Source organism: Aeromicrobium sp. SP1, assembly GCF_055663785.1.
In genome coordinates, this window is sequence record NZ_JBQVVK010000001.1 from 814,087 (window position 1) to 836,281 (window position 22,195).

25 protein-coding genes are annotated in these 22,195 nt (G+C 68.1%); 6 read left to right on the plus strand and 19 right to left on the minus strand.

Features of this window, described 5'->3' with window-relative positions; genetic code table 11:
* Positions 1-195 precede the first annotated feature (195 nt).
* The 5 genes from ACT26F_RS03960 to ACT26F_RS03980 form a co-directional block, all read right to left on the minus strand.
* Positions 196-1,194 carry a DUF4192 domain-containing protein gene (locus ACT26F_RS03960; protein WP_471669189.1) on the minus strand — a complete coding sequence of 333 codons (999 nt, stop codon included), beginning with the start codon at positions 1,192-1,194 and terminating at the stop codon, positions 196-198.
* Between the two features lie 65 nt (positions 1,195-1,259).
* Positions 1,260-2,570, minus strand: a complete 1,311-nt coding sequence (locus ACT26F_RS03965; protein ID WP_471669190.1) for a hypothetical protein — start codon at positions 2,568-2,570, stop codon at positions 1,260-1,262.
* Positions 2,570-2,863, minus strand: coding sequence for a hypothetical protein (locus ACT26F_RS03970; protein WP_471669191.1), 294 nt, complete (start codon positions 2,861-2,863; stop codon positions 2,570-2,572). Before ACT26F_RS03970 ends, ACT26F_RS03965 begins: the two co-directional genes overlap by 1 nt.
* Before the next feature lie 121 nt (positions 2,864-2,984).
* Positions 2,985-3,596, minus strand: a complete 612-nt coding sequence (locus ACT26F_RS03975) for a hypothetical protein (protein WP_471669192.1) — start codon at positions 3,594-3,596, stop codon at positions 2,985-2,987.
* Positions 3,568-3,996: a single-stranded DNA-binding protein gene (locus tag ACT26F_RS03980; RefSeq protein ID WP_471669193.1), complete on the minus strand. Its 429-nt coding sequence runs from the start codon at positions 3,994-3,996 to the stop codon at positions 3,568-3,570. Before ACT26F_RS03980 ends, ACT26F_RS03975 begins: the two co-directional genes overlap by 29 nt.
* 173 nt (positions 3,997-4,169) lie before the next feature.
* Here ACT26F_RS03980 and ACT26F_RS03985 point away from each other — a divergent pair, with 173 nt between their 5' ends.
* Positions 4,170-4,415: a hypothetical protein gene (locus tag ACT26F_RS03985; RefSeq protein ID WP_471669194.1), complete on the plus strand. Its 246-nt coding sequence runs from the start codon at positions 4,170-4,172 to the stop codon at positions 4,413-4,415.
* A gap of 6 nt (positions 4,416-4,421) precedes the next feature.
* Here the strand turns inward: ACT26F_RS03985 and ACT26F_RS03990 are convergent, their stop codons facing one another.
* From ACT26F_RS03990 to ACT26F_RS04000, 3 genes are read right to left on the minus strand one after another with little or no spacing between them, the layout of a single operon-like run.
* Positions 4,422-6,134: a type IV secretory system conjugative DNA transfer family protein gene (locus tag ACT26F_RS03990; protein WP_471669195.1), complete on the minus strand. Its 1,713-nt coding sequence runs from the start codon at positions 6,132-6,134 to the stop codon at positions 4,422-4,424.
* 47 nt (positions 6,135-6,181) lie between these two features.
* Entirely contained in the window at positions 6,182-6,697 is a 516-nt protein-coding gene (locus ACT26F_RS03995) for a hypothetical protein (RefSeq protein WP_471669196.1), read from the minus strand.
* The gene (locus ACT26F_RS04000) at positions 6,694-7,749 is read right to left on the minus strand and encodes an ArdC-like ssDNA-binding domain-containing protein (RefSeq protein ID WP_471669197.1); all 1,056 of its coding nucleotides are present in this window, start codon (positions 7,747-7,749) and stop codon (positions 6,694-6,696) included. The genes ACT26F_RS03995 and ACT26F_RS04000 overlap by 4 nt, the downstream gene beginning before the upstream one ends.
* Before the next feature lie 274 nt (positions 7,750-8,023).
* Here ACT26F_RS04000 and ACT26F_RS04005 point away from each other — a divergent pair, with 274 nt between their 5' ends.
* From ACT26F_RS04005 to ACT26F_RS04015, 3 genes are all read left to right on the plus strand, one after another.
* Complete coding sequence (locus ACT26F_RS04005) at positions 8,024-8,542, plus strand: hypothetical protein (RefSeq protein ID WP_471669198.1); 519 nt, start codon at positions 8,024-8,026, stop codon at positions 8,540-8,542.
* Between the two features lie 56 nt (positions 8,543-8,598).
* The gene (locus ACT26F_RS04010) at positions 8,599-9,003 is read left to right on the plus strand and encodes a hypothetical protein (protein WP_471669199.1); all 405 of its coding nucleotides are present in this window, start codon (positions 8,599-8,601) and stop codon (positions 9,001-9,003) included.
* Positions 9,004-9,274: 271 nt separating this feature from the next.
* On the plus strand, positions 9,275-9,658 hold the full coding sequence (locus tag ACT26F_RS04015) for a hypothetical protein (protein WP_471669200.1): 384 nt from the start codon (positions 9,275-9,277) through the stop codon (positions 9,656-9,658).
* Positions 9,659-9,841: 183 nt separating this feature from the next.
* On the opposite strand, the gene ACT26F_RS04020 is transcribed toward ACT26F_RS04015, so the two are convergent.
* From ACT26F_RS04020 to ACT26F_RS04045, 6 genes are all read right to left on the minus strand, one after another.
* Positions 9,842-11,224 (minus strand): ATP-binding protein, encoded by a 1,383-nt coding sequence (locus ACT26F_RS04020; protein WP_471669201.1) that lies wholly within the window; start codon positions 11,222-11,224, stop codon positions 9,842-9,844.
* A gap of 104 nt (positions 11,225-11,328) precedes the next feature.
* Positions 11,329-11,739, minus strand: coding sequence for a hypothetical protein (locus tag ACT26F_RS04025; protein WP_471669202.1), 411 nt, complete (start codon positions 11,737-11,739; stop codon positions 11,329-11,331).
* A 53-nt stretch (positions 11,740-11,792) separates the two neighbouring features.
* Positions 11,793-13,256, minus strand: a complete 1,464-nt coding sequence (locus ACT26F_RS04030) for an SCO6880 family protein (RefSeq protein WP_471669203.1) — start codon at positions 13,254-13,256, stop codon at positions 11,793-11,795.
* A complete protein-coding gene (locus ACT26F_RS04035) occupies positions 13,253-14,521 on the minus strand; it encodes a conjugal transfer protein TrbL (protein WP_471669204.1) in 1,269 nt (422 codons plus the stop codon). The genes ACT26F_RS04030 and ACT26F_RS04035 overlap by 4 nt, the downstream gene beginning before the upstream one ends.
* A 12-nt stretch (positions 14,522-14,533) precedes the next feature.
* Positions 14,534-14,848, minus strand: a complete 315-nt coding sequence (locus ACT26F_RS04040; RefSeq protein ID WP_471669205.1) for a DUF6112 family protein — start codon at positions 14,846-14,848, stop codon at positions 14,534-14,536.
* Between the two features lie 91 nt (positions 14,849-14,939).
* Positions 14,940-15,233 carry a DUF6112 family protein gene (locus tag ACT26F_RS04045; protein WP_471669206.1) on the minus strand — a complete coding sequence of 98 codons (294 nt, stop codon included), beginning with the start codon at positions 15,231-15,233 and terminating at the stop codon, positions 14,940-14,942.
* Between the two features lie 92 nt (positions 15,234-15,325).
* Here ACT26F_RS04045 and ACT26F_RS04050 point away from each other — a divergent pair, with 92 nt between their 5' ends.
* Complete coding sequence (locus ACT26F_RS04050; protein ID WP_471669207.1) at positions 15,326-15,628, plus strand: hypothetical protein; 303 nt, start codon at positions 15,326-15,328, stop codon at positions 15,626-15,628.
* Positions 15,629-15,664: 36 nt separating this feature from the next.
* Here the strand turns inward: ACT26F_RS04050 and ACT26F_RS04055 are convergent, their stop codons facing one another.
* The 5 genes from ACT26F_RS04055 to ACT26F_RS04075 all read right to left on the minus strand — a co-directional run bounded on the left by ACT26F_RS04055 (position 15,665) and on the right by ACT26F_RS04075 (position 21,057).
* On the minus strand, positions 15,665-17,257 hold the full coding sequence (locus ACT26F_RS04055) for a M23 family metallopeptidase (protein ID WP_471669208.1): 1,593 nt from the start codon (positions 17,255-17,257) through the stop codon (positions 15,665-15,667).
* Positions 17,258-17,267: 10 nt separating this feature from the next.
* Positions 17,268-17,936: a hypothetical protein gene (locus ACT26F_RS04060; protein WP_471669209.1), complete on the minus strand. Its 669-nt coding sequence runs from the start codon at positions 17,934-17,936 to the stop codon at positions 17,268-17,270.
* Complete coding sequence (locus ACT26F_RS04065; protein ID WP_471669210.1) at positions 17,936-18,955, minus strand: ParB N-terminal domain-containing protein; 1,020 nt, start codon at positions 18,953-18,955, stop codon at positions 17,936-17,938. The genes ACT26F_RS04060 and ACT26F_RS04065 overlap by 1 nt, the downstream gene beginning before the upstream one ends.
* Positions 18,948-19,784, minus strand: coding sequence for a serine/arginine repetitive matrix protein 2 (locus ACT26F_RS04070; protein WP_471669211.1), 837 nt, complete (start codon positions 19,782-19,784; stop codon positions 18,948-18,950). The genes ACT26F_RS04065 and ACT26F_RS04070 overlap by 8 nt, the downstream gene beginning before the upstream one ends.
* Positions 19,785-20,142: 358 nt before the next feature.
* The gene (locus tag ACT26F_RS04075) at positions 20,143-21,057 is read right to left on the minus strand and encodes a bifunctional DNA primase/polymerase (RefSeq protein WP_471669212.1); all 915 of its coding nucleotides are present in this window, start codon (positions 21,055-21,057) and stop codon (positions 20,143-20,145) included.
* Positions 21,058-21,399: 342 nt separating this feature from the next.
* Here ACT26F_RS04075 and ACT26F_RS04080 point away from each other — a divergent pair, with 342 nt between their 5' ends.
* The gene (locus ACT26F_RS04080) at positions 21,400-22,185 is read left to right on the plus strand and encodes an NERD domain-containing protein (RefSeq protein ID WP_471669213.1); all 786 of its coding nucleotides are present in this window, start codon (positions 21,400-21,402) and stop codon (positions 22,183-22,185) included.
* Positions 22,186-22,195 lie beyond the last annotated feature (10 nt).

The window sequence follows — 22,195 nt, forward strand, 5'->3', positions numbered from 1 at the left end:
TGCGTCTTTCCGCCGCGTAAGGCCTAATTTGCCGGGTCTCCCGTCGTACGCTGCCAACGCTCGACGTCGGCGGGTTGATGGTCGATATCGATGCGCACGGCTGCCGGGGGGTGGGGCGAATGACGGCAGAGGCGTGCGAGACGATGTTCCAGCTTGGTGTGCGTCGTGCATCGGTAGGTGTTGTTCACGGGCTTCTCACAGCCCGGGACTCGGTGGGGCAGGGTCTTCTCCTGCGGTGAGCCGGCGTACCTGTGTCATCGGTGAGGCTGTCTCCCGCACGGCCGTGGAGATGCGTTCCCATTCGCGTGGGTGCAAGCCGATCTCGATGGCCTTGGTGAGGAGTTCGGCCAGCGGGTAGGGCTGGTGTGTGGGGACTTGGTCGAGGGCGCACAGGGCGCGGGCGCCGTCGCCGCCGAGCCAGTTTGCGAAGCCAGCGAGCGCGGCGGGTGCTGCCCTCAGGTCGTCGGGCGCACGGCGGGTGAGGTCGGTCCATAGAGCGACATGGGATCGGACGGTGCTTGCGCGCATGTCGTCCCAAAGGGCATCGCGGATCGTCAGCGTGTTCAAGGCGAGGAGCAGTCGGGCGGCCTCGCGGTCGTCGAGTTTGATGCCGTCGCGATGGAACTGGTGGAGCCGTCCAACAGCCCAGGTGCGTTCGGCTGGAGTGCCGCTGCTGGCGAGTTCACCGCGGACCGCCGGCAGCGCGTGGGCGACGGGCGTTCGGTCGCCGATGAATGAGGTGGCGAGGTCGCCTCGGCTCGCGACTGGCGCCGTCTTGCCGTAGGCGACCATCTCGGCGGCGACGAGGTCCCGAGCGGCCTGGGTCTGCGGGCTGCTCTGGCGGGTGTCGAGATCGCACCAGTGATGGTCGTCGGCCCACAGTCGGACGGGGGTGCTGATGCCGAGCGTGGAGAGTCGGTCGCTGAGGTCGTCGCTGACGATGTCGGCTGTGACGCGATCGGTTGTGAGGCAGATGACGGCGACGGCCGCGCCTGGTTGGGCGTGGCGGCGGTAGGGGATGCTGATCGCGTTCCACACGGCGTCGCGCCCGGCGCTGGTGGTGGGGATGTCGATGCGGACGCGGGGCAGGTCCGAGCCGAGGGGGAACAGCACGATCGACTCGCGGGGGTGGAACCCGAACATGTGTGGCACGGCGGCGATCAGTTCGTCAGGGTTGCGCAGGGAAACGGTCACGATCAACTCGGTTCTGTCGGGGGCCTTCTTCAGGCAGGTGTTTGGGCCCGACGGCGGGTCTCGGGTCAGAGCGTGATGGCAGGACCGTGGTCGTGGTTTCCGGGTCGGTGTTCGAGCGCTGCGGCGAGTTGGGTGCGGCTGTGCCTCGAGGACGCCGGCACCTCGGAAGCGCGGCGTGGTGGTCGAAGGACGTCGCGAGCGTAGGCGAGCAGACCGGAATCGACGGCGTCGCGGAGGGGAAGGTATTCGGCGGCTCGGGTCTTGATGGGTCCGGGTGTGGTGAGGTCGATCGCGGGCAGCGGGACGCGCTGGAAGTAGAGGCGTTCGTGGGCGCCCGCGGTGATGATCTGGCTGATGCGGTCGTCGATGCGGGTGAAGCTGGTCTCCAGCTGAGCGACTTGGTTCGGGTCGGTGAGGTCGTCGGCGTTGAGTCGGCTGGCGTTGACGGCGGCGAGGTAGGCCTCAGTGGTCGCGGGGCCGCCGTGACCTGCGCGGCCGCAGAGGTCGCGGGTGAGTTGCTGCAGTTGGCGGTAGGTGTGGTGACGCTGGGTTGCCGCTCGGCGAAGGTGCGGGTCGGCGTGCGGGACGTCGGCGACGGCACGTGACACGAGCTGTTGCGATTCGATGATGCGGCGCAGGGCGAGGGCGTCGGGGATCGCCTCGAGGTGGATCAACAGGTTGTGGTGTGCCTGCAGGAGCCCGTCCAAGCCCGCTCTCGCCGGCTCCTGACGGAGTCCGGTCTTCTGGCGCCAGCCGCGCAGGTCGACCGTCAGGTCCGTGCGGTGCCCTGCGGCCAGTCGCAGGCACGCTTCGGCAGCCTGGGCGAGGCGTCCGGACTGTGGGAGCGGCCGCCATCCGGGGGTTGCTGAGTAGCGGTCATCGAGAATCACCATCGCCTTGGTGACGGTGGCGGCGTCGACGAGGATCGCCCTGGCCTGTGGCTGGGTCAGCGACGTGAAGCTGATCTGCTCGCCGAAGTCGTGCTCGCCGAGCGTCGCGGCTCGCGCGGCCCGCTGCCACGCCTGGAGCAGGGGGTAGCGCTGGACGGTGTGGAGTTCCTCGGTTGACGGTCGCGGTCGTGATGCGCAGGCAGCTTCTTCGAGGCGGGTGATGAGCTGGTTCAGCGGGTTGTGTTGGCTGCGCACGTTCGGGTCCAAGTCGGGGCGAGGATCGACGGCGCGGGCAGCTTCGAGCGCCCACATGAGGACGGCATGGCGGTAGCGGCCGATCTGTAGGCCGGTGAGTCGTCGCTGCGTCGGCGTGCTGGTGACTGGCAGGGTCGGGACGCCGGCGCCGCCGATGCGGTGTTGGATCCGGTGCTGGCGGAGCAGGATCGAGAGTTGTTCGCGGATGATGCGGGTGTTGTCCCCGTACATCAGCGCGTGTCCTTGGACTGCGCCTCGTGCAGGGCCCGCAGGAGCAGGGATAGGTCGAGGTCGTCGCCGTATTCGGCGAGGTCGTAGAGCGAGTTCTCGGCGATGTTGAGCAGCCCCTCGCGACACTCGTCGAGCAATGGGGCCAGCCCGGGGGCGGTGTCGTCGTCCACGCAGTCGAGCTGGAGTAGCACTCGTTCGTACTCGAGCGAGGCGTCTGGGCTGGTCGCGAGGTCGGCGAGCGTGGCGAGGGCAGAGCGGGCGTTGGCCATCGCGATGGCTTGTGCGAGGAGCATGGGTGTCCTTCCGATATGTCGCGTGGTGTCACCGTGCGGTCGCTGCGGGGCCGGTGGCCGGGACCGGAGCCGGATCTGTGGGTATCTCGCGCCGATTCGGGCGTGGGGTTCACGCGGGGTGTCAGGCGGCGGCGCGGACCTGCTGTTCGATTCGGCGTCGCGCTGCGACGTCGTCACGGACGAATTGGCGGAAGTCGGCGTCGCGGTCCTCGATCACCGCTTCCAGCGCGACGACGGCGGCCGGCTCACCTGGCCACACGGTGTGGCGGGTGGGGCGGTCGCGGTCGAGCTTGGTGCCGCAGGTCGAGACCCAGACGCGCAGCCGGGCCTGGGCCTCGAAGAAGTCGCGCAGCCACGCCATCGGACCGGCGGGCGTGCCGTCGGGGTCGTAGCTGTAGAGCCAGTACTGGTGTAGCGCCGACAGTTCCCAGACCAGTTCGTCGTGCCGGTGCCAGAACGGTGGGAGCACGGTTGGCGGAAGCCCGAACGAGTGACGCAACCATGTGATCCAGTTGTCCAGGTCGAACCACTGGAACTCGGCCTCGTCGGCGGTGAGCAGGTTCCAGTTCAAGGGTCGAGGTGGGCCCGGCTCGAAGAACCCAGGTGGCTCCGGCGGCGGCGAAGGCGTGCTGACGTCGTCGGGTTCCTCGCCGTACAGGGTCGGCTGATAGGTGGGCGCAGGGGAGTTCATCATCGGTCCCGAGTCACATCCCGACCACGTGCGCCGCCGCATTCGCGACCGCGACCTGGTCCGCCGGCGGGTCCGGCTGCCGGTCGGGCGCGCGGTCGACCGTGTAGGTGGTGCGGGCGCAGTCGTGGCCGATCCGTCGGGCGACGAACTGCTCGGCGGTGTGGGCTCGACCGTTGTGCTGCTGCTCCTGCTCGTGGATGTAGCCGGACGCGACGAACTGGTCGCCAACCCGGAAGCGGGCGTAACCGCGTTCGGCGGTCTTGTTGAACATCACCAGGTCGACGAAGACCGGGTCGAGCTTGGTGAAGGTGCCGTCGTTCTCCTTGCGGAACTGCTCGATTCCTGCGCGGGCGTGGAACCGGGCGATGCCGTTGCTGGTGAAGTTCAGCTCGGGCGCGGTGGCGATGAACCCGTGCAAGCTCTGTTGGGTCGGGATCGTCATGGTCGTCTCCTTCGGCGCGGCGGGACCGGTGTCTCGCTTCACTGCTGAGGTGCTCACCACATGCTCGAATCCGACGGAATGGGAACAGATGTTCGACGCGGGCCTACGCTGTGCTTGTGGGAGCGAATCCGGGACGGCGGGACAGGTGGCCCCCGTATCGCTCGGTGCGGTTCGTGTTGGTGCGCCGTGAGCGGTTCCTGCTGCCGGCGCGGGGACTGGTGATCGGCTGGCGACGCAGCCGTCGCAGCGGGTGGGATGCCAAGGTCGTGTATCTGACCGACGATCCGGGCGCGGTGAACACGACCCTCGGCCTGCACGTCGACTGGATCCCGGCTGGACGGCTGGTGCCAGTCCACGTCGACCCGAACGACGTCCAACGACATCTGGTGGGACCAGATCCGGCCGACCAGGACTTCTGAACGGCATCAGCGGCGCCGCAGGATCTCCTCAACTGCGGCTCGTTCGTTGCGCAGCTTCGTGGCGTCCGGACGCGCGGTCCAAGGGCGTAAGTCGGTGACCAGAGGTGGCGCGCTGCGCAGGAGCACCAGCGCGGTCCCGAACGGCATCGTGCGGATGGCTTCCGGCGGCAGGACGGACACGCGTCGGGTGGAACGCTGCATCGACCGCGACCCGTGGTCACCGACCGAGACTGAGTCGGTGGCCTCGTCGCGTTCGCCGATCAGGGCCGACAGGTCTCGCAGGTCCGAGGCCGAGGAGGTGCCGCCGAGGATGACCTTGACGATGGAGGCGTCCCAGATCGAGCTCGCGGCGTGGTCACCCCACCGGTCGCGGGCCTGCGCGAGCGACTGCAGGACAGGCATGGTCGTGATGCCGGTGCCTCCGCCCTCGGCCATCAGCACCGGCAGCGATGGCAGCGGTGACAAGTTCCCGATCTCGTCCAGAGCGAGCAGCAACGGCGGATCGAGACGGGCTCCGGGCGACGCGGCGGCCAGATGACGCGCGGTCTCCACGAGATCCTCGACGAACGCGGCCACCAGCGACCACGAGGCGCCCGCGCCGGCGCCGGTGGCGAGCAGGTAGAGGGTGCCGTTGCCGGTGAGGAACTCGACCGGGTCGAACTGCTCACCCGCGGAGGGGGTGACAGTGTCGAGCACTCGCGGGTCCGCGAGACACGACAGGGCCAGGGAGACGCCCATCCAGATCGAGTCTCGGGTGCGGGGGTCCGAATGGATCATTGATTCGAGCGAGTCGGCCCAGCCCGGTGCCGCGCCGGGATGGCTGGCCAGGATGCCGACCGCATCGGCGGCCGCTGACGGCGACAGCGTCCACGTGAACAACTCCCGCGGCTGACGCGCATCGAGCGCGGCGGCATGCAGGAGTGACTGAAGGGCGGTGCGGGTCTTGCCTTCCCAGAACCCGCCGGACTCGACGCCGCCGGTGGACAGGCCGGTCGCCGAGGCGAGCCCGGTGGCGCGGATCATCGCGGTGAGCGGGTTCTCACACCCACGCACGGGCGACCACCGCAGACCAGAGGGGATGCCGTCGGCGAGACGTTGAGGGTCGAACACGGCGACCGGGCCGCGTCGCCGGCGGGCAGTGATGGTGGCGGCGATGTTGTCCGGGCGGGTGGCAGTCGTGATGACGGCGCCGGGCGCGTCCAGGATTGCGTTGATGACTACATGCAGGCCCTTGCCCGAGCGGGGCGGGCCGAGCACGAGAATCGAGTCCTCCACCGACGCCCACACCTCGCGGCCACGGGAGCGGCCAAGGCAGTAGCCGACGTCGGATGCGGCCGGTCTGTCGAGCGACGGACGCAACGCGCGGCCGCGGGCGAGCAGCGCCTTGCGGGACGCGACGGCCATGACGTCAGGGCCGGTGGCGACCCCGGCGAGACGGTGCGGATCAGCCGCGGTACGGCGGCCGAGCGCTGCGATCCGAAGCCACACAACAATGGTGCAGGTCGCACCGGCGGCGACCATCGCGGCCACGACCGGCCAGTACGCCCATGTCGACAGATCCGGCGATCCGAGCGCGGCACCGGGGTCGCCCGGGCGGGAAAGCACCCTGGCGCCGGCAGTCCAGCCTCCGCCCGGCGGTTCGACGCCTGCCAGACGCGCTGCGATCGTGCCGGCCAAGCGCAGGACCGCCACGAGTAGCCCCATGACGCTCACGGCCACCAAAGCCAGGTTGACGAGGTCGTCGGCGACGCCGGGACCGCGCGGGTTCACGCCGCACCGTGGTCGACGGTCGACGCCGTGGAAGTGCCGGCGATCAGCCGGACGTCCTCGCGGCGGCCCGCCAACAGCGACGGAGGCAGCCGCAAGCGACATGTACCGTCGGCGTTGGCAACCTGCCGGCCGATGACCACGACCACCAACACCTCCTCGTGGGGAGCGAACCCGGACCCGCGCAGCTCGCCCGGCGATCCCGACGCAAGCGGAACGCTCGGGGCTTCCGGCATCGAGGGTTCGGGCGGGGTGATGAAGTCGCTGAAGTGAGTGCCGTCGGCCTCGTGCACGTCGACCCGAATCGCACCCCTCGTATCGGCAGCGATCCGGGTCACGATGCGCTGCAGATCGGCGCGCTCGAGCGGGCCGGACTCTACGTATGGCTTGGTGTTGAGGCGGATGTCGAGACGCCCGCTGGCATCGACGGTCACGTCGACCTGCGGCAACACCGGAGGCACTGCCGCCGACGACTGGTCCTCGCGCCGATAGAGGTGCAGGCCGCGGGCGCTCACAGCCCCGCCACCTCCACCGTCCGGCGAGGGACCGACTCGGTGCGCCGCACGAGGACGGGCCGGGCGAGCGTCTCGCGGTCCAGACCGGGAGGGTTCCCGTCCCCAACCTGAGGAGTGTCCAACGTGTCCAGAATCGTCACCGCAGTTGCCCGTACACGTTCGGCGGTGGACTGGACCACCTCCACCGGGGTCTTCCCAGCCACGCGGGACGCCCACGAGGAGACGTACGGGACCGTGTAGGTGCTGGTGTCCAGACCATGCGCCGCCGCGACCATCAACGCGACCGACTCAGCTTCCACCTCGGCGATCCCGCGGTGCATCGCCGCGTCCGAGTCCTCCGGGCCATGCATCGTCACGTGCCCAAGCTCGTGCGCGAGCGTCTTGACCTGCGCCGCGTCGTCCATGTCCATCCGGACCGACACCTCACGAGTGGTGTAGTCCGTCAGGCCGTTTGCGCCGCCGATCGCCTGAGCTGTCGACACCAGCCGCAATCCGAACCCGTGGTCCGTGATCTGATCCGCGAGTCCGTCCCACAACCCCTCGGGGGCGAGCCCCTTCAAAAGAGTTGGGACCGGCTGTGTCGGCAACGGGTCACCTTTGGTCTGGGACACGTCCCACACGTAGGCCGGCCGCAAGCCGACGAGCCTTGAGCGGACGGTTTCGCCTGGAGCGGTTCGTTCGCCGCGGCCGAGACGCCGCCACGAAGCGCCTTCTGCCGGGGTTGATGACGCGAAGCGCGCAGTCACCGGCGCCAAGATCGCGTACCCTGCCTGGCCCTTCTGCACCTGACGGTTCAAGTTCAGCCACTGCCTGAACCCGGCCACATATCTCGGCATCGGATCTGGCACCCGACCCTCGACGAACGCCACATGATGCTGGACCAGGATCAGAATCGTGTTGTTGAACGACCGCGCCCGGAAGCGAGTAGCGAACTCCATCGCCCGTTTCCAGTCCTTGCTCGTCACCAAGTTGTCGACCCCCTGGGTCAGTCGCCGGTGCAGCGCGTCGAGCCTGTCCTCGCGCGTCGTGTGGTCCTTGGATGTGGCTTTCATCGCAGCCTCCAGCTGATGGCCGTTGCGACCAGTAGGTGCTCACCCGTAGCGGGGAGGAGGTGGCCCTGCTTTGGGCGCTTCAGTGCTCGCTGCGGTCGAATCCCCCGAGCCGGGCGTAGGCCTCACCGATCCAGGAGAGCGTGCCCGTCAGCCAATCGACCATGCCCCGCAGGCTATTCAGCCGCCGGGTCCTCACGACACATCCAGAAGGTCGTCGCGTGGACCGGTGAACGTCCGCTCACCCCACCCCGCTCCCGCCCATAGGGTGGGCATCGTGGAACCCTGGGGTGCGGCATTGTTCGGCGAACCATGCCGCGAATGCGGCTTCGGTTGGTCGATCACACCGCACGATGCAGTCGCCTGGGTGCGCGGCTTCGAGGAACACGCTCGGCAAGCGACCGGCTCCTTGACCGGCGGGGAACGCCTCGACGGCTGGTCGGCCGCCGAGTACGTCTCCCATGTGGGCGACAACCTCCGCCAATGGGCCGAGCGAATCCAAGCTGCGCGACTGGCCGGGCAACTCGATGTTGCCGGATACGACCCTGATGCGTTGTGCGAAGCGAGGGGCTACGCCTCCATCCCGCTCGACGTCGGGCTGTGGTCGGCGGGCAATGCCGCGGAGCGATGGGCGGATGTGCTGACAGCGGCACTCGATGAGGGAGTGGAGTTGCAGCACTCCACGCGAGGACTCCAGCGTGCGGAGGACGTCGCGCGCAACAATTGCCACGACGCCTACCACCACATCTGGGATATCCAGCGAATCGCTGCAGCCTCCGCCGCTAGCGGCAGTTGATAGCCGTCCGATGTCAGGGGTAGCCGTTGCCTGTCAGGCCGGAATTCCCTCGTCGCTTGCGCCCATTCGGCAAGTCAGCGAACCTGCATGTGGAGACCTTCACACCCGGCACTGAACTGGAGGTGGGCAACTCAATGTGGGTAGATCGGGCGGGCATTGCCCATACTGCGGCTCTTCCGGAGCCTTCGGAACTATTCGGTCCGGACACGCTCGACTGGTTAGAGCGACTCTCAGCGGATGAGCAGCAGGAGTTGGTCACGTCGATCGACTTGGCCACGGATGAGTTGTTCGAGGACGACTTGATCTGGACGCCCGGCGAAGACCAGTTCGTCGGACGAGTGCCCTCGGAAGGGGCTGTCAGCAGAGATCTGCGCAGTCTCGCGGAGTTCAAGTCCTTTATCGAGCAAGTAGATTTCCGCTGGCGTTTAGACGTCCTGTTAGCGCTACAGGACTTGATTTAGCTTTCGCCGATCAGCGAAGCCAGGGAGGCTCCTCACAGCGGCGCCGAGAAGAACGCTCAACCGGGAGAAAGGTTGCCCCAACCTACGTTTATGGTCAGACCACCACAGCGGCCAGCGCCTAGCGGTCGAAGCACGAGTCTCGACCGATGATCCGTCTCTGGGCTAGAGGATCCGCAACGAGGATTCCCCGGAAGGCAGAAGGGTGATTTGGGTGCGATCTCGATGGAGTGCGGGTACCCGCTTCGGGTCTGTGTTCTTTTATGCGGGTGTGGTGGCGCTGTTCTTGGTCCTGCTTGTGCCTGAGCCCTGGGGCCTGATCCTGGCCGCTCTCGCGGTTCTGATCGGACTGGTCCTTGCATGGCGATGGCCAACTGAGGAGTACGTGATCGAGGATGGGCGCCTGGCGATGGTTCGCGGGTCCCGCGTGATGTGGAGTCTGCCGGTCGCGAACGTGCGGGGTGTGTCGACTTCGTGGGTGCCGTACCGGGCGACACCCGAACTTGTGATCGAGTCAAGTACGGGCCGACGGTATACCTTCGCTGTAGACGCCGACACCGCTGAGATGCGGCAGTTGTTAGGCCAAATGCTGGCGAAGCACCCGAACAAGCTCGACGTTTCCAAGGAAGCAGCAGCGGCACTAGGGCTCGCTACCTGAGCATCAGACAACTCGGAGGACTCAGGAGCAGTGCATACGGAGGTGCCATGAAGCAGAACAATGGCGAGGCGAGTCGAACGTGCTGACATAGCAGCCTCGAACCGCCCTTGGCTACGAGATTGCAGCAAGGTCGCGGCGTTCGCCTTCGGCGCAGCGCCAGCCAGCCTCAAATCACGGAAACACCTAGCCATCGGCATTCATACGTCCGGCCGTATCGAACAAGGCGAGTTCGGCGGGATGCAGTTGGTGCTGTACGACGAAGGACCGGTGTTTGATCCGCCAGAGCCCCTGACCGGTGCCGAGTGTCGGCAGGAGAGTCTGCTCGGTTCCTGTCAGCCCGAGTGCCTTCGCGGTGGAGCCGAGCTGATCGGACTCCTGCCGGTAGATGATGCGGGTCTCGGCGTTCGCCAGCAGCGACGAAGCAAGGGCGCGCATCGCGGAGCCTTGGTCGCCGACGTTGTCCAGGTCGGAGAGCTTGTGGAAGATCAGCATGTTCGCGATCCCGTAGTGGCGGGCCAGCCGCCAGTGCGCGTCCATGCGGCGCAGCAGCGCTGGATGTGCCATCAGCCGCCACGCTTCGTCGTAGATCACCCATCGTTGTCCACCATGCGGGTCGAGCAGCGCGGATTCCATCCACGCGGACGCGCACGTCATCAGTACCGACATGAGCGTCGCGTTCTCGGCCACCCTGGACAGGTCAAGAGAGACCATCGGCAGGGTCGGGTCGAACCGCACCGTCGACGGCCCGTCGAACAGGCCGGCAAGGTCGCCGGCAACCAGACGACGTAGGGCATGACCGACAAGACGGCCGTCCTCGGCCAGCCGGCCATCGCCACCGCCGGGGTTCGGGGACAGGAGACGGTCGACGACGACCGGCAGAACCGGAACGTCGGATGTCCGGACCGCGTCCTCCAATGCGACGTCGATGGCGGTGTGCTCGAGCGGTGTCAGTCGTCGGTCGAGGACGGTTTCGGCGAGAGCGCCGAGCAGGTCTCGCCTGCGTGAGGTGACCTGTGCCTTCCAGGTGGTGTCATCGATGCCGTTGGGCCGGTGGCCTTCGTCAAGGGGGTTGAGCCGGTTGATCATCCCGTGTCCGAGCGCAATGGCCTTGCCGCCGACAGCCTCGGCCACGGCCGTGTGTTCGCCTTTGGGGTCACCGGGGACGTAGACGCGGCGTCCGAAGGGAATGGATCGCGTGTAGAGGGCCTTGGCCAGTGACGATTTTCCGGCCCCGACGATCCCGGCGACGACCACGTTCGGAGCGGTGATCATGCCGCGCGAGTAGAGCACCCAGGGGTCGTAGACGAACGAACTACCCGAGTAGAGATCCTGGCCGACGAACACGCCCTCGCTGCCGATTCCGCCTTCGGCCAGGAACGGGTAGGCACCGGCCAGCGTGGCGGAGGTGTCCTGGTGTCGTGGCAACCGGAGTCGGCCCGGCGTGCGCAAGGCTGCGGCTCCGGGTTCTCCAGCGCGGGGGAGTAGCACTGTTTCGCGGCGTTCGGCCTTCAACGTGTCGGCCGTGGTCCTGCGCGCGGTGCGGCGGTTGGCTGACTCGCGGGCCACGATGGACCTCGCTGCGTGGCGGCGGGCGCGCCGGCTTCGTCGTCGTTCACGCCGAGGTGATACGAGCACTGCGCTGTGCAGGTGGCCCCGGCTGCGCCATCTGGTCACAGCCGCAGGCCATCTTCGGATGCGTGCGCCGGTGACGCGGGCAGTGGCTGATGGTCGCGGGCCGCGTAGGTGACTTGCGATTCGGCATCGTGGGCACGGGCGATGGTCGCCGAGACCTGGTGCAGCATCTCTGCGGCGCGGTGCAGCTCCCACGCCACCTCGTAGCCGCGGTGCGGCCGCAGGCGCGAGCCGCAGAGGCGAACCCAGTGACCGCTCGTCGTCGGATCGTCGTGATAGGCGCCGATCTGATGCAGGGTCTGACTCAGCGAGGCGACTGCGGATGTCAGTGAGCCGAGGACGGAGTAGATCTCGCGTGGGTCATCGATGGACCGGGTCGCGTGTGCCAGGGCGCGCAGGGCTGTCTGGACTTCGTCGGCGTCCGTGGCCGGATGCTCGAAGGTGGGCATGATTTCCTCCCGAAACATGGATCACCGAGTAGGTGCGAAACCGCGCCACCGATTCACACCCGGCGGCATAAGGGCAACGCTGCTGCTGCGAAAGCCTGAGCCTGTTGGCCCCAAAGTCGTCGGGTCTCACACGAGGCTTGGATGGCCGCTTGTTCGATGCCGGCGACGGCACGTTCGAGCTCGGCGGAGTCGGGTGCACTGACGGCGATCAGACCGGTGACGCGGAGGACCCCGTGCCCGGCGGTCAGGTCGGCCTCCTGCTGCAGGACGTCACCGTATTCGGCGGACTGTTGCGCGTCCTCGATCTGGCCGATGCGCTGTCGTTGGGCGGCGTCGGAGATGTACTCGGTCTTCTTGCGGCGCAGGTCCCGAGCGGCCTGATCCGTGCGCATCGGTGTGTAGAGCAGGGTGAAGGTGCGCCGGATGCCCGAGGACAGCAGCACGGGTGCGAGGAAGCCGGGGAAGACGAGCGAGCGTGGCCACTCGCTGATCCACAGCACGCAGTGGTGCGCTGAGTCGCTGCGCAGGGTGCCCCACTCTTCGCTGAGGGCGACCGGTCCGGCGGTGGCCAGGTCGCGGCCGAGGTCGCCGTGGCGCTCGAGGGCACCGGCGACGACGGGGTCGTAGGCCGAGCGCAGGACGACGGCCAGCTCGCCGGGGTCGAGCCAACTGCCGGGGGAGAGGTCGGCTGATCTCAGGGCGGCGGTCAGGGTGGACATCTCGTGGCGCAGGACCGCGGCGGCGCCACGATGGCCGCCACCGGCGGCGCGGATGGCTCGGGAGGCGGCTTTGAGGTCGAGGCTGATCGAGATGGTGCTGGCGTGGCGTTCACCGGCGGGCCCGGCCCGGTCGATCAGCTCGTCGTACACAGTTGAGGCCCACGAGCCGTCGCGACGACCGTGCTGGTCCCACCAGTCGGCCAATCCGCGACCTGAGTCGGGCAGGGTGCGTTCGCAGACCTGCAGGCTCGCGATCCGGCCGGAGCGGCAGGCGGTCGCGAGCACCCGGCCCCAACTGGTGACGCGACGGTGTTGCTCGGCTGGATCGAGGAGTACGAACGCCGGATGGGTGACCCCGACGAGTGCGGTCAGGGTGGAGGCATGCGGGTCGTGGATCATGACCGCGCCGCTGTCGGCGTCGACCCACTGGCGCAGGCGGGCGGCATCGCCAGGGAGTGCGAGGGTCCCGACGGGGCGCGGCTTGACGATCCGGCGCCGGAACAGAAGTTGGCCCCCGGCGGAACGCCAGCACCAGAGGGTCGCGACTGGTGTCCACTCGATCAGCTTTCGGCCACCGAGCGGCATGAATGTCAACGCAGCACAGATACCGACCACCAGAGCCGCGGCGAGCACGGTGGCACTGCCTCCGGTGTAGAGCGCGAACACCAGCAGGACGGCACCGAAGCCGAGCGTGAGCAGTTGCGCCAGCGACAGACCGAGCAGGATCCCGCGACGGCTGAGCCGCGAGAACTTCACCGGCGTCAGCTCCGCGGTCGCGGGTGCGCTGGGCGCAGTCATGCCGTCGTGCCTCCGTCCGCGATGGGGTCAGCGATGCCCGGAGGTCGCGGCGCAGGCGGGGGCGCTGCCTGCGGCTGGCCACTGCCGGTGTGTTGAGCGGCCGCCGTGCCGACCGCCGCGCCCGCCTTGGGACCCGCACTGGCGGCTGCCTTGACGGCCATCGCCCCGGCGACTACGCCGCCGGCGACGGCGGCCCCGGCCGCGGGCGATCCGCCGCCGGACGTCCCTCCGGGTGTGCGTGGCGTCGGTGCGGGAACCGCGCCCGATGTGCTGGACCCGCCTCCTGGCGACCCGTCGAGGATCGTGCTGGGCGTTCTTGCCGGCCGGTGGTTCAGGGGTACGGGGATGCGCCGGTTGAGGGCGGACTTGGCCTCCTGCTCGGCCGACATCGCATGATGCATGTCGAAGCCCATGAAGCCGATCGCCTTGTAGGTCAGGTAGGGGGCGAAGCCGGCCATCAGCATCAGCACGACACCGGAGATCGGCTCGCTGACCGACGTCAGATCCGAGTCGATGGGTGCGGACACCTGCGCTGTCGCGAGTAGGAAGAACACGACGAGGACGACCTTGGACAAGATCAGCGCGAGCACGAACGCCGCCCACCTGCTGACCCAGCCGCGGGTGTGGTCCCACGACGCTCCAGCCAGCGCCACGGGCGCGAACACGATTGCGATCAGCAGCAGCGCCTTGCGGATCAGCAGACTCACCCACACGATCACCGCCGCCGCGAGCGCCAGCCCGGCGATCAGGATCGTCAGGATCGCCCCGGCACCGGGAGCCGCGATCTGAAGCGTGCTGACCCCGGTAGCCAACCGCGCGATCCGGCGACCCATCGCCTCCATGTCGGCACCGGTCGCGTGGACGATGCCGACGCACAGCTGGTCGGTGATCTCCAGCAGGGTGGCGATCAGGGTCAGGGCCACGAACGACCCGAGGACCGATTTGGCCAACCCCAGCGCCGCCCGGCTCAGCGCGGCAGGTTCGCGGCGGATCATCCCGCCGATGACTTGCAGCAGGAAGAACCCGAGCATCACGAACACCGCGACCCCGAACAGGATGTTGTAGACCTTCGTGAACTGGCCGCCGGTGACATCGACCATCGTGGTCGAGTCGAACACCTTCCAGACCGCCTCGAACATCCACGCTGCCGCGTTGCCCATCGACACGGCGAGCCAGTCGAACGGGGCCGCGACCAGCGTCCCGGCGGCCTCGCCGGCGCTTTGGCAGACGGTCGAGATCACCGGCACGTCACACACGTCAGTCACGGGCAGTCTCGTCTAGACCGTCTGGCCGACGTGCCAGAAGAAGTTGACGAGTGCGACCGAGGCGCCGGTGACGATCGCGGCGCCCAGGCCGACCAGGACGCCGACCTTGCCGCGGCCGGCCATGTGCGGGTTCGAGGAGTTCGCACCCAACGCCCACACGATCGCCGAGACGATCACGGCCAGGACCGCCAGGATCAGGCCCACGGTCATCGTCGCGCCCACGATGGAGTTGAGCTGCCGGATGCCCGGCAGTCCGCTGGAGTTCGGGTCGATGTCGATGTCGGCCGGCAGCAGCGATGCCAGCCGCGAGTAGTTCAGATCGTTCACGGTGCCTCCTGGAGCGAGTTGGTTCTGCATCCAGGAGGTGTTCGCGGAGCTGCGGGTGGCGGGTCGTGAACTTCGCGAGCATCGGTCGCGATCACAAAGTCGCGCCGAGATTCAGAAGCCAGTTCGCCCACGCGAGCGCACCGCCCGTGAGCACTGTGCCTCCGAGCGCAACGATCAGGCCCGCCTTGGACTTCGCGGCCATGTGCCAGCTGCCACTGGACGATGCGAGCGCCCACGCGGTCGCGCAGATGATGATCATCGCTACGGCGGCGATCAGGCCGTAGGTGAGCAGGGCGCCGATGACCTGTCTCAGCGCATTTTGGCCGCCAACGGCACCGAAGTCCGGTCCGACCGTGCGAACTGCTGCGAGGGACGAGAGTTCCATGCCTCGCAGGTGCTCGACTCGAGCCTGTCGGCGCGGGCCGGAGTCGAGGAGGCAGCGAGTCGAAAGCTGGCGATGCAACTAGAGTCCGACGCGTGACCGATGAAGGCAGCGAGCTTCTGCTCGGCTGTTTGCTCTGGGCCAACGCCGGAGAGACGGCCGGGCTGACCGAGTACGAGGATCAGGTGCTGGCTCTCGTCGCCGAGCATGGCGGACAGGTGATTCAGCGTGCTCAGAGCGATGGCAACGACGGCGCCCCTCATGAGGTGCAGCTGTTCAGGTTCGACTCGCAGGCCGGTCTTGACGCGTACATGGCTGATCCGCGCAGAACGTCGCTGAGTCAGGAGCGCGACCGCGTGATCAAGCGGACCGAACTGTTTCCCATCCGCCTTCTGTAGATGCCGAACGTCCTGGCGACGGATGCCGGCCGTGACCTATCGACTCACGGTGACGTGGAGGTGGTCGTAGTGGCCACCGGTGACCGAGCGCGGGTCGAACATGCCGCCGCCGTTGTAGGGGCGCCAGCCTTCGTTGGTGCGGGCGAGTGACCAGATCCTGCCCTGCCAGATCAGATATTCGATCCCGAGAGGTTCGGCGTTGGCCTTGAGCCACAGGGCGGCCTTCCATCCACTGTCCAGTGCGGATCCGATGGCGCGAGTGCCGATGGTGTTGCCGAACGTGCCGTCGCAGGCTCGGCCGGCGGTGTGGTCGTTCGTCGCAGGGTTCCCGGCGCGCCAGCACGCCCACGACGACGTCGGGTTCAGGTGCTTGATCTGGGCAACGGCATGCGCCATCCGCGCGGTGATCCGGCCGCTGGTGGTCGGGTCGTCGACCCGCGCGTCGGCGTTGCCGCTGAACGTCGCCGCTTCCCCTGCCGAGTCGGTGCATTTGGGGCGTGATGCGGCCGGCTCTGCGTCCAGATCGGTAGCACCGTGGGCGGCGAGCCAGGGTGCGGGATCGACAGGTGCGGCGTGGGCGCCGCCGGGACGGATCTCGAAATGCAGGTGAGGTCCGGTGGTGTATCCGGCCATGCCGACCTCGGCGATGTGCTGGCCGGCGGTGACGTGGTCGCCGACCCGGACATGGATGCCCGAGGCGTACATGTGGGCGTAGCCGGACGCGATCCGGTGGCCGTTCACGGTGTGCTCGATCAGGATCAGGTTCCCGTAGCCGGCGGCGGGGCCCGCGAACGTGACGCGACCGTCGGCCGCAGCCAGGATCGCGGTCCCGGAGGGAGCGGCGTAGTCGGCGCCGGTGTGCAGCTTGTAGATCCCGGTGACCGGATGGCGTCGCATCCCGAACCCGCTGGAACGGACCCACGACCCGGCCGGAAGCGGGAACACGACCCGGCTCGTCTCGGCGACCGCCCCGCTGGCAACAGGCGTCGTGGTGAGAGCGTCGATGATCTGCCCGGCGACCGGTTCCCAGTCCGCGTGCCGGTCGGGGAAGGCGGACACCTCGACCGCTTGCGCGGCCGCGGCTTTGGACATCGATTCCCACCCGGGGATGTCGAGCAAACCACGCGGCGATCGGTGGTTCGGGCCGGACGGTCCGCCGAAGAACGCTCGCGCCTGATACCCGGGACTCATGAGCTCGCCGACCGTGCCCCAGCCGGTGCTCGGTCGCATCTGGAACAAGCCGAGGCTGTCGTGGTCACCACCGTCTCCGTCATGGGGGAACGACGTCGACGAAGGGAAGGCGCGTGAGTTGGCGAGCATCCGCAGGCGCGATTCGGTGAGCGCGGCCATCAGCGCGATCGTGATCGCACTACGGCCGATTCCGTCGAGGCGGCCGCCGGTCCGCAGGATCGTCGCGGCATGCTCAAGCTGCAAGTGGTCCAGTCGGACGGGGACGCCGTCGGCGGTGGTGGCGTCGAGGTGATCGGGGATCGCGCCGACGGCCAGGGACCCCGGACCGGTCAAGCAGGAGGCTTGGGCGGCCGGGTTCATCAGCACGCCGACACCGACCAGCAGTGTCGCCGGCCCGAACAAGACGGTCACCAGCACGCCGGCGAGGAACGCCCGCACCGGGAGCGCCCTATTCGAGCGGGTCGTCGAGTCGCGACAGCCGCAGCAGATGACACTCGGGGTAGGCGGGGCCGCACACGACGAAGACCGTGAATGCGACCTCGTGCGCGGACGTGACGGACTCGCCTTCCCACACGCCGGCGCGGTGCCGGACCCCTCGGATCGTGAAGGCGCTCGTGCCGGGCAGCAGGTCGTGGCCAGCCTGCTCGATGGCGGTCGCCCACAGTCTTGGCACCGTCACCGACGTGACAGTGAGCCACTGACGCGTCTCGTACGGCCGCAACTGCGCCCACGCCTCGACCGTCGGACGGTAGCCAGCCAGGTCAGACACCAGACCCGCCGATGACTCTCCGGTCGGGTCGGCGATCGGCATGAATGGTTCGGTCAACTCGACCGGACCAGTCGACGTGGTGGTGTCCCAGGCGAAGAGCGCGCCCGCGACCAGACGGGCGAACTGCTTCGGATCGACGGTGCGAAGCCATGACGTGGCGGACTCGGCGATCGCGGCGGTCGCCACCGGTGCGGCAGCCGCCGGGACATGCCCGGATCCAGTTCGCTGATTGGTCGAGCGGGTGCTGAATCCGGTCCAGATCGCCGCCGCGATCAGGGCGGTCGCAAGGATGAGGACGGTCAGCAGGACGATCTGGCGCCGGGGGAGTGCAGTGGCGGGTTGGAGCATCAGTGGGCCTTCGGTTGAGGTGACACCACTGAGGTGGCCACGCTCACCCGTTGGCTCTCGACCTCACGCGCGAACGCCTCGGACTCGGCGATCACCCTGCGGAACAGCCGCCAGTCGTCGTCATCGATCTCGCGAGCGAGCTGGTCCGCGTCGAACCGCGTCGTCCAGCCGTCGAGCTCGGCCCACGTCATCACAAAGGCGCGCACGGAGCGTCGCGCTGACTCGGCCGCGGCAGCGCGTCGCTGCCGGTTCACGCGCACCTTGCGATTCGTTTCACGCCGGGCTTCGGCGACCAGCGCTGACGATGACATCGGACTGTCGTCGCCTGCTGGAGCGGTCATGCTCGCGGCGACGCGCTGGGAAGCCTTGACCCGCTGATAACCCGGATCGACATGACCACCGTTGCGGATCGCGTCGAGCTCGTCACGTGCGACCTGACGGACCTCCGGAGTCTGGTCGCGGTCCGCGGCGACGCGCTCCATCTCGCAGATCTGCTCGAGGCGGTTGTGGGATGCGGTTCCGGTGACCAACAGTGCCGCCTCTCGGCTGGATCGACCGGTCGGTTTGTCTGCGATTTCAGGTCGTCCCGAATCGGGACCGGGGTGGGCGCTCTCGTATCGAGGTGAGACGCGGCCAAACTGGGTGGACTGTTGGCGACGGCTGGCATCCTCGGCCTTCAGCTTCTTGAGCTCTCGGAACATGGCCGCTTGCTCCAACGCCGTCAGAGGCTTGCGCAACACGTTCTCGTCCTGTTCTGCCAGCAGCGACTGAAGGTCATCTGACAGGCCGGTGCGGACCCACACCTTCAGCGTGGTCCACCCGAGTCGTCGGGCGGCCTCGACCCGACGTCGCCCGCAGATCAGGACGCGATCTGGCGTCACGGTGACCGGCTGCAGCAGCCCGAGATCCGACATCGATTGCATCAACGGGCGCAAGTCGCCCAAGTCCTCCCGTTGCCGCGTGCCGATGACGATCGAATCGACGCGGCAGGACACGTCGACATGTCCAGAGTCAGACATGACTTCCTCCGGGGACGGGCGCCGCGTACTCGATGGCGTCGGCCACCTCGGAGTCGGCGAAGATCTCCTCGACGCATTCGCCGATCAGCAGGCGCTGCAGCAAACCACGCCCGGAACGGGTCATGGCCCGCTCTACGTCCTGTCGACCCAAGACCACCCGCACGACGGTCAGCCACGCGTCCTGGCCCAGATCGAACAACACCCGTGCAGCCCTGTCGCGCCGCAGGGATTCACAGGCAGCCTTCTTCGACCCGGTGTTGATGAGACGAACGGCGATGTACTCCAGCAACATTTCGGCCGTTCCGCGCGGCCAACCGAGCTCCACGAAGATCCCGGCGGCCAGTTCGACGGCAGCGAACGCGTTGGTGGGCTCCTGCGCATCCGGGGCGTCGAGTTCGGTGTTGGGAATGTCGTCGGTGACACGGAACGCGGGATGGAAGTCGGCCAGATCGGCGTCGTGGTCGCTGAACCGGACCGCGTCGTGCGCCGAAGCGAGCTCGGCGCGCCGCGCGCGCTGGTTCGAACACAACAGGCCCTGGGCTCGAGCCTCGTAGATGAGGGCCAACTGCACGGCACGAGTGACGACCGCCCACGGGTCGTCAGCGAGCCGGGCGGCCCGCGTGCGCATCACGTCGAACGCGGCGACGGCCGCGTCGGCCGGCTCAAACCCGTGCTTGCGGGCCAGCGCGCCGTACTTGTCCATCGTGTACGCCAGCAGCTCGTCTGCCTGCGGGTCGTCGCGCCAGGCGGTCGGGCTCGAGTACGCCAAGTGCAACAGCAGCAAGCGCAGGTTCTGCGGGTCCTCGAACGGGTAAGGCGCGGTCACCATGACGGCCATCCCTCAGGACCGACGACTCTGGACCGTGACGCCGTCGCTGTCGCCGTCGCGCGATGCGAACGCACCGCTGACCGGGTCCGAGCCAGTGCCGTGATGGGTGCGCGTTGGGCTCGTCGAGACAGTTCGGTCTGCAGGTCGATGCCTCGGCGTGCCACGGGGGTGCCCAGCGCGGACGGCAACTCGCTGAGCCGGACCCACGCAAGCTCCGGGCGGCCCGGGCCACCAGATACCCCGCCGATGCTTCTCGCCGATGGGGGATCGTCGTGCACGGCCGGTACGGGTGCTCTCCCGGCCTTCTCGGCCGGCCGAGCGGCGGGGTCAAGGTGTCGCTCGTATCGGTGCGGGGTGTTCACAGTGCCACCGCCTCAACAGCGCGAGTATGGCTCGCCGGTGTCGCGGCCTTCGGGGGAGCGGCGCGATAGGCGGACCGGATCGTGTCCAGCGATTCGCGCTCGCTCAGCCCGGCCTCGCCCGCGGCCCGGCCGAGCAGCGACACCGCGAGTTGGAGCGACTGCCGCGTCTCCGACATCCGGCAGGCCGCCCAGAACAGGGCGCTGTTGCGTGAACCTTGGGGTCGTGAGGCCACCCACGCCGCCAGGCGGTCGGGCCGGGCGTCGACCGCCGGCGTGTCGGACTGACGGGTCATTGGTCTCGGCGGATCGAGGAAGGCTCGCAGTGCGCCGGCATCGACCGGTGCGGGCCGGTGATGGGTGGCGACCGCGATCTGGCGGTAGACGCCACCGACACCGTCGTGGTCGGCAACCGCCGACGGCGGCATCACGATGTAGCCACCGTCCCCGCGGAAGTCGATGTGCCTGCCGGGCACCTGCCAGGACCGCTGCTCACGACCGGGGTGGTGTGGGAAGTAGGCATGCATTCCGCCCGATGGGGTGCGGACCAACCACGACCACCCCTCGACCAGGCCCGCCGCGCGGGCCTGCTCGAACGCATCGAACCCTGTGCCGGAGGGGTGCACGTCGACATCGACCACGTCGACCCCGGACCGCACCCCAGTGGGGACTCCGATGTTCGCATTCGGCCACCGCGTCCACCATCCCCCGATCTCGTTGACGTCGACGCTAGCGTCCTGGAACCCGTGGACGGTCAACGGGCGCTTGCCGGCCGGCACACATGGGAACACCGGCACGCCACGGCTGACCAGCAGACTCACCGCCGCCGCCTGCGACGGCGCCTCACCCAACGCGCCGAACAGTTCAGGCCCCCAGCGATACGCCGGCGGCGACTGCAATTGGACTTCGCTCATGTCCCGAATGTGCACCCACCCACGGGCATGCCCGGTGGCGAACACCCCCGAACACCCTTCGGAGTACTGGGGCGTTCGGGACGCGTTTTCGCAGGTCAGGGACCGTTCGCGAAAGATTCCGAAAATTCTTTGCGACCGCGCCACGCGAACACCTCCGAACGCCCCCCGTTCGGGCATTTCGGTGCGCCATACGCGCGCAGACAGCTAGTTCGGACGACGCGACGAGCGCCGGCGCCGGCCATTCGGCGTCGAGTGAAGCGAGGGGCATGTCACCGTGTGTGGACCGGAGGTCTTTGGGGGATTCGAGTCCCAATGCGCTGTCATTCGGTCAAGGTGGTGCACGTGAAGTACCAGCCTCACTCCCGGCGTGAACTGAATCGGCAATTCTGGCGTTGGGCCCGACGCAACGGAGCACGTCTCGCGGTCATCACCTTGATCGCGGTCGGCATCATCGTGGTCGACACCCTCTGCCTGCTGGTCCCCGGCACCCCTGGGCCGACGCGCTGGTATCTGCTCGGCTTCGTTCACTGCCTGGTGATCGCCGGGACCTTCGGCATCGTGGCTTCAGCCTTCCTGGCGACCGATCGGCGGGCGATCGTTCAGCTTCGAGGAGCGTGGGGTGAGGACAATACGCGTGATGAATTGAAGCGCGCCAAGCGCAGGCGGCTGATCTGGGGATCGGTGGACAGCATCACGCTCGAGGTCGGTGACATCGACCACCTCGTCGTCACGCGACGAGGCGGCATCGCCGCGATCGATTCGAAGTGGCGCAGCGATGTTGCCACGGCGTATCTGGAGGAGATGGCCAAGTCCGCGTCGCGAACGGCGCTCCGCGCGGAAGCGGTCGTGCGCTCCATCTTGGAGAGGGAGCGCCGTGGACGGCGTTCGTCGGGAGCATCGGTGCGAGTCACGCCGCTGATTGTCTTATGGGGCGCGATTCAGAGCGAGGTCCCACCGGACGCGCATATCGACGGCGTCCGCTGCATCGCCGGACTCGACCTCGTCGCATGGCTGCGGTCCCTCGACGGCGATCCAGTGAGCAAATCTGCTTCACGCGATGTCCTCGATCGGATGGAGCGATTCAGAGCCACGACGTGGGCCAAGACCACGTCACCGAATCGCGGATGAGAAGCCGCAG

What these genes read in the sequence shown, in the direction of transcription:
- ACT26F_RS04075 (WP_471669212.1), bottom strand. Translation starts at nt 21,057, where the DNA reads ATGAGCGAAGTCCAATTGCAGTCGCCGCCGGCGTATCGCTGGGGGCCT.
- ACT26F_RS04030 (WP_471669203.1), bottom strand. Translation starts at nt 13,256, where the DNA reads ATGACTGCGCCCAGCGCACCCGCGACCGCGGAGCTGACGCCGGTGAAG.
- ACT26F_RS04060 (WP_471669209.1), bottom strand. Translation starts at nt 17,936, where the DNA reads ATGCTCCAACCCGCCACTGCACTCCCCCGGCGCCAGATCGTCCTGCTG.
- ACT26F_RS04000 (WP_471669197.1), bottom strand. Translation starts at nt 7,749, where the DNA reads ATGAAAGCCACATCCAAGGACCACACGACGCGCGAGGACAGGCTCGAC.
- ACT26F_RS03975 (WP_471669192.1), bottom strand. Translation starts at nt 3,596, where the DNA reads ATGCGGCGGCGCACGTGGTCGGGATGTGACTCGGGACCGATGATGAAC.
- ACT26F_RS03965 (WP_471669190.1), bottom strand. Translation starts at nt 2,570, where the DNA reads ATGTACGGGGACAACACCCGCATCATCCGCGAACAACTCTCGATCCTG.
- ACT26F_RS04070 (WP_471669211.1), bottom strand. Translation starts at nt 19,784, where the DNA reads ATGGTGACCGCGCCTTACCCGTTCGAGGACCCGCAGAACCTGCGCTTG.
- ACT26F_RS04025 (WP_471669202.1), bottom strand. Translation starts at nt 11,739, where the DNA reads ATGCCCACCTTCGAGCATCCGGCCACGGACGCCGACGAAGTCCAGACA.
- ACT26F_RS04045 (WP_471669206.1), bottom strand. Translation starts at nt 15,233, where the DNA reads ATGGAACTCTCGTCCCTCGCAGCAGTTCGCACGGTCGGACCGGACTTC.
- ACT26F_RS04065 (WP_471669210.1), bottom strand. Translation starts at nt 18,955, where the DNA reads ATGTCTGACTCTGGACATGTCGACGTGTCCTGCCGCGTCGATTCGATC.
- ACT26F_RS03980 (WP_471669193.1), bottom strand. Translation starts at nt 3,996, where the DNA reads ATGACGATCCCGACCCAACAGAGCTTGCACGGGTTCATCGCCACCGCG.
- ACT26F_RS03970 (WP_471669191.1), bottom strand. Translation starts at nt 2,863, where the DNA reads ATGCTCCTCGCACAAGCCATCGCGATGGCCAACGCCCGCTCTGCCCTC.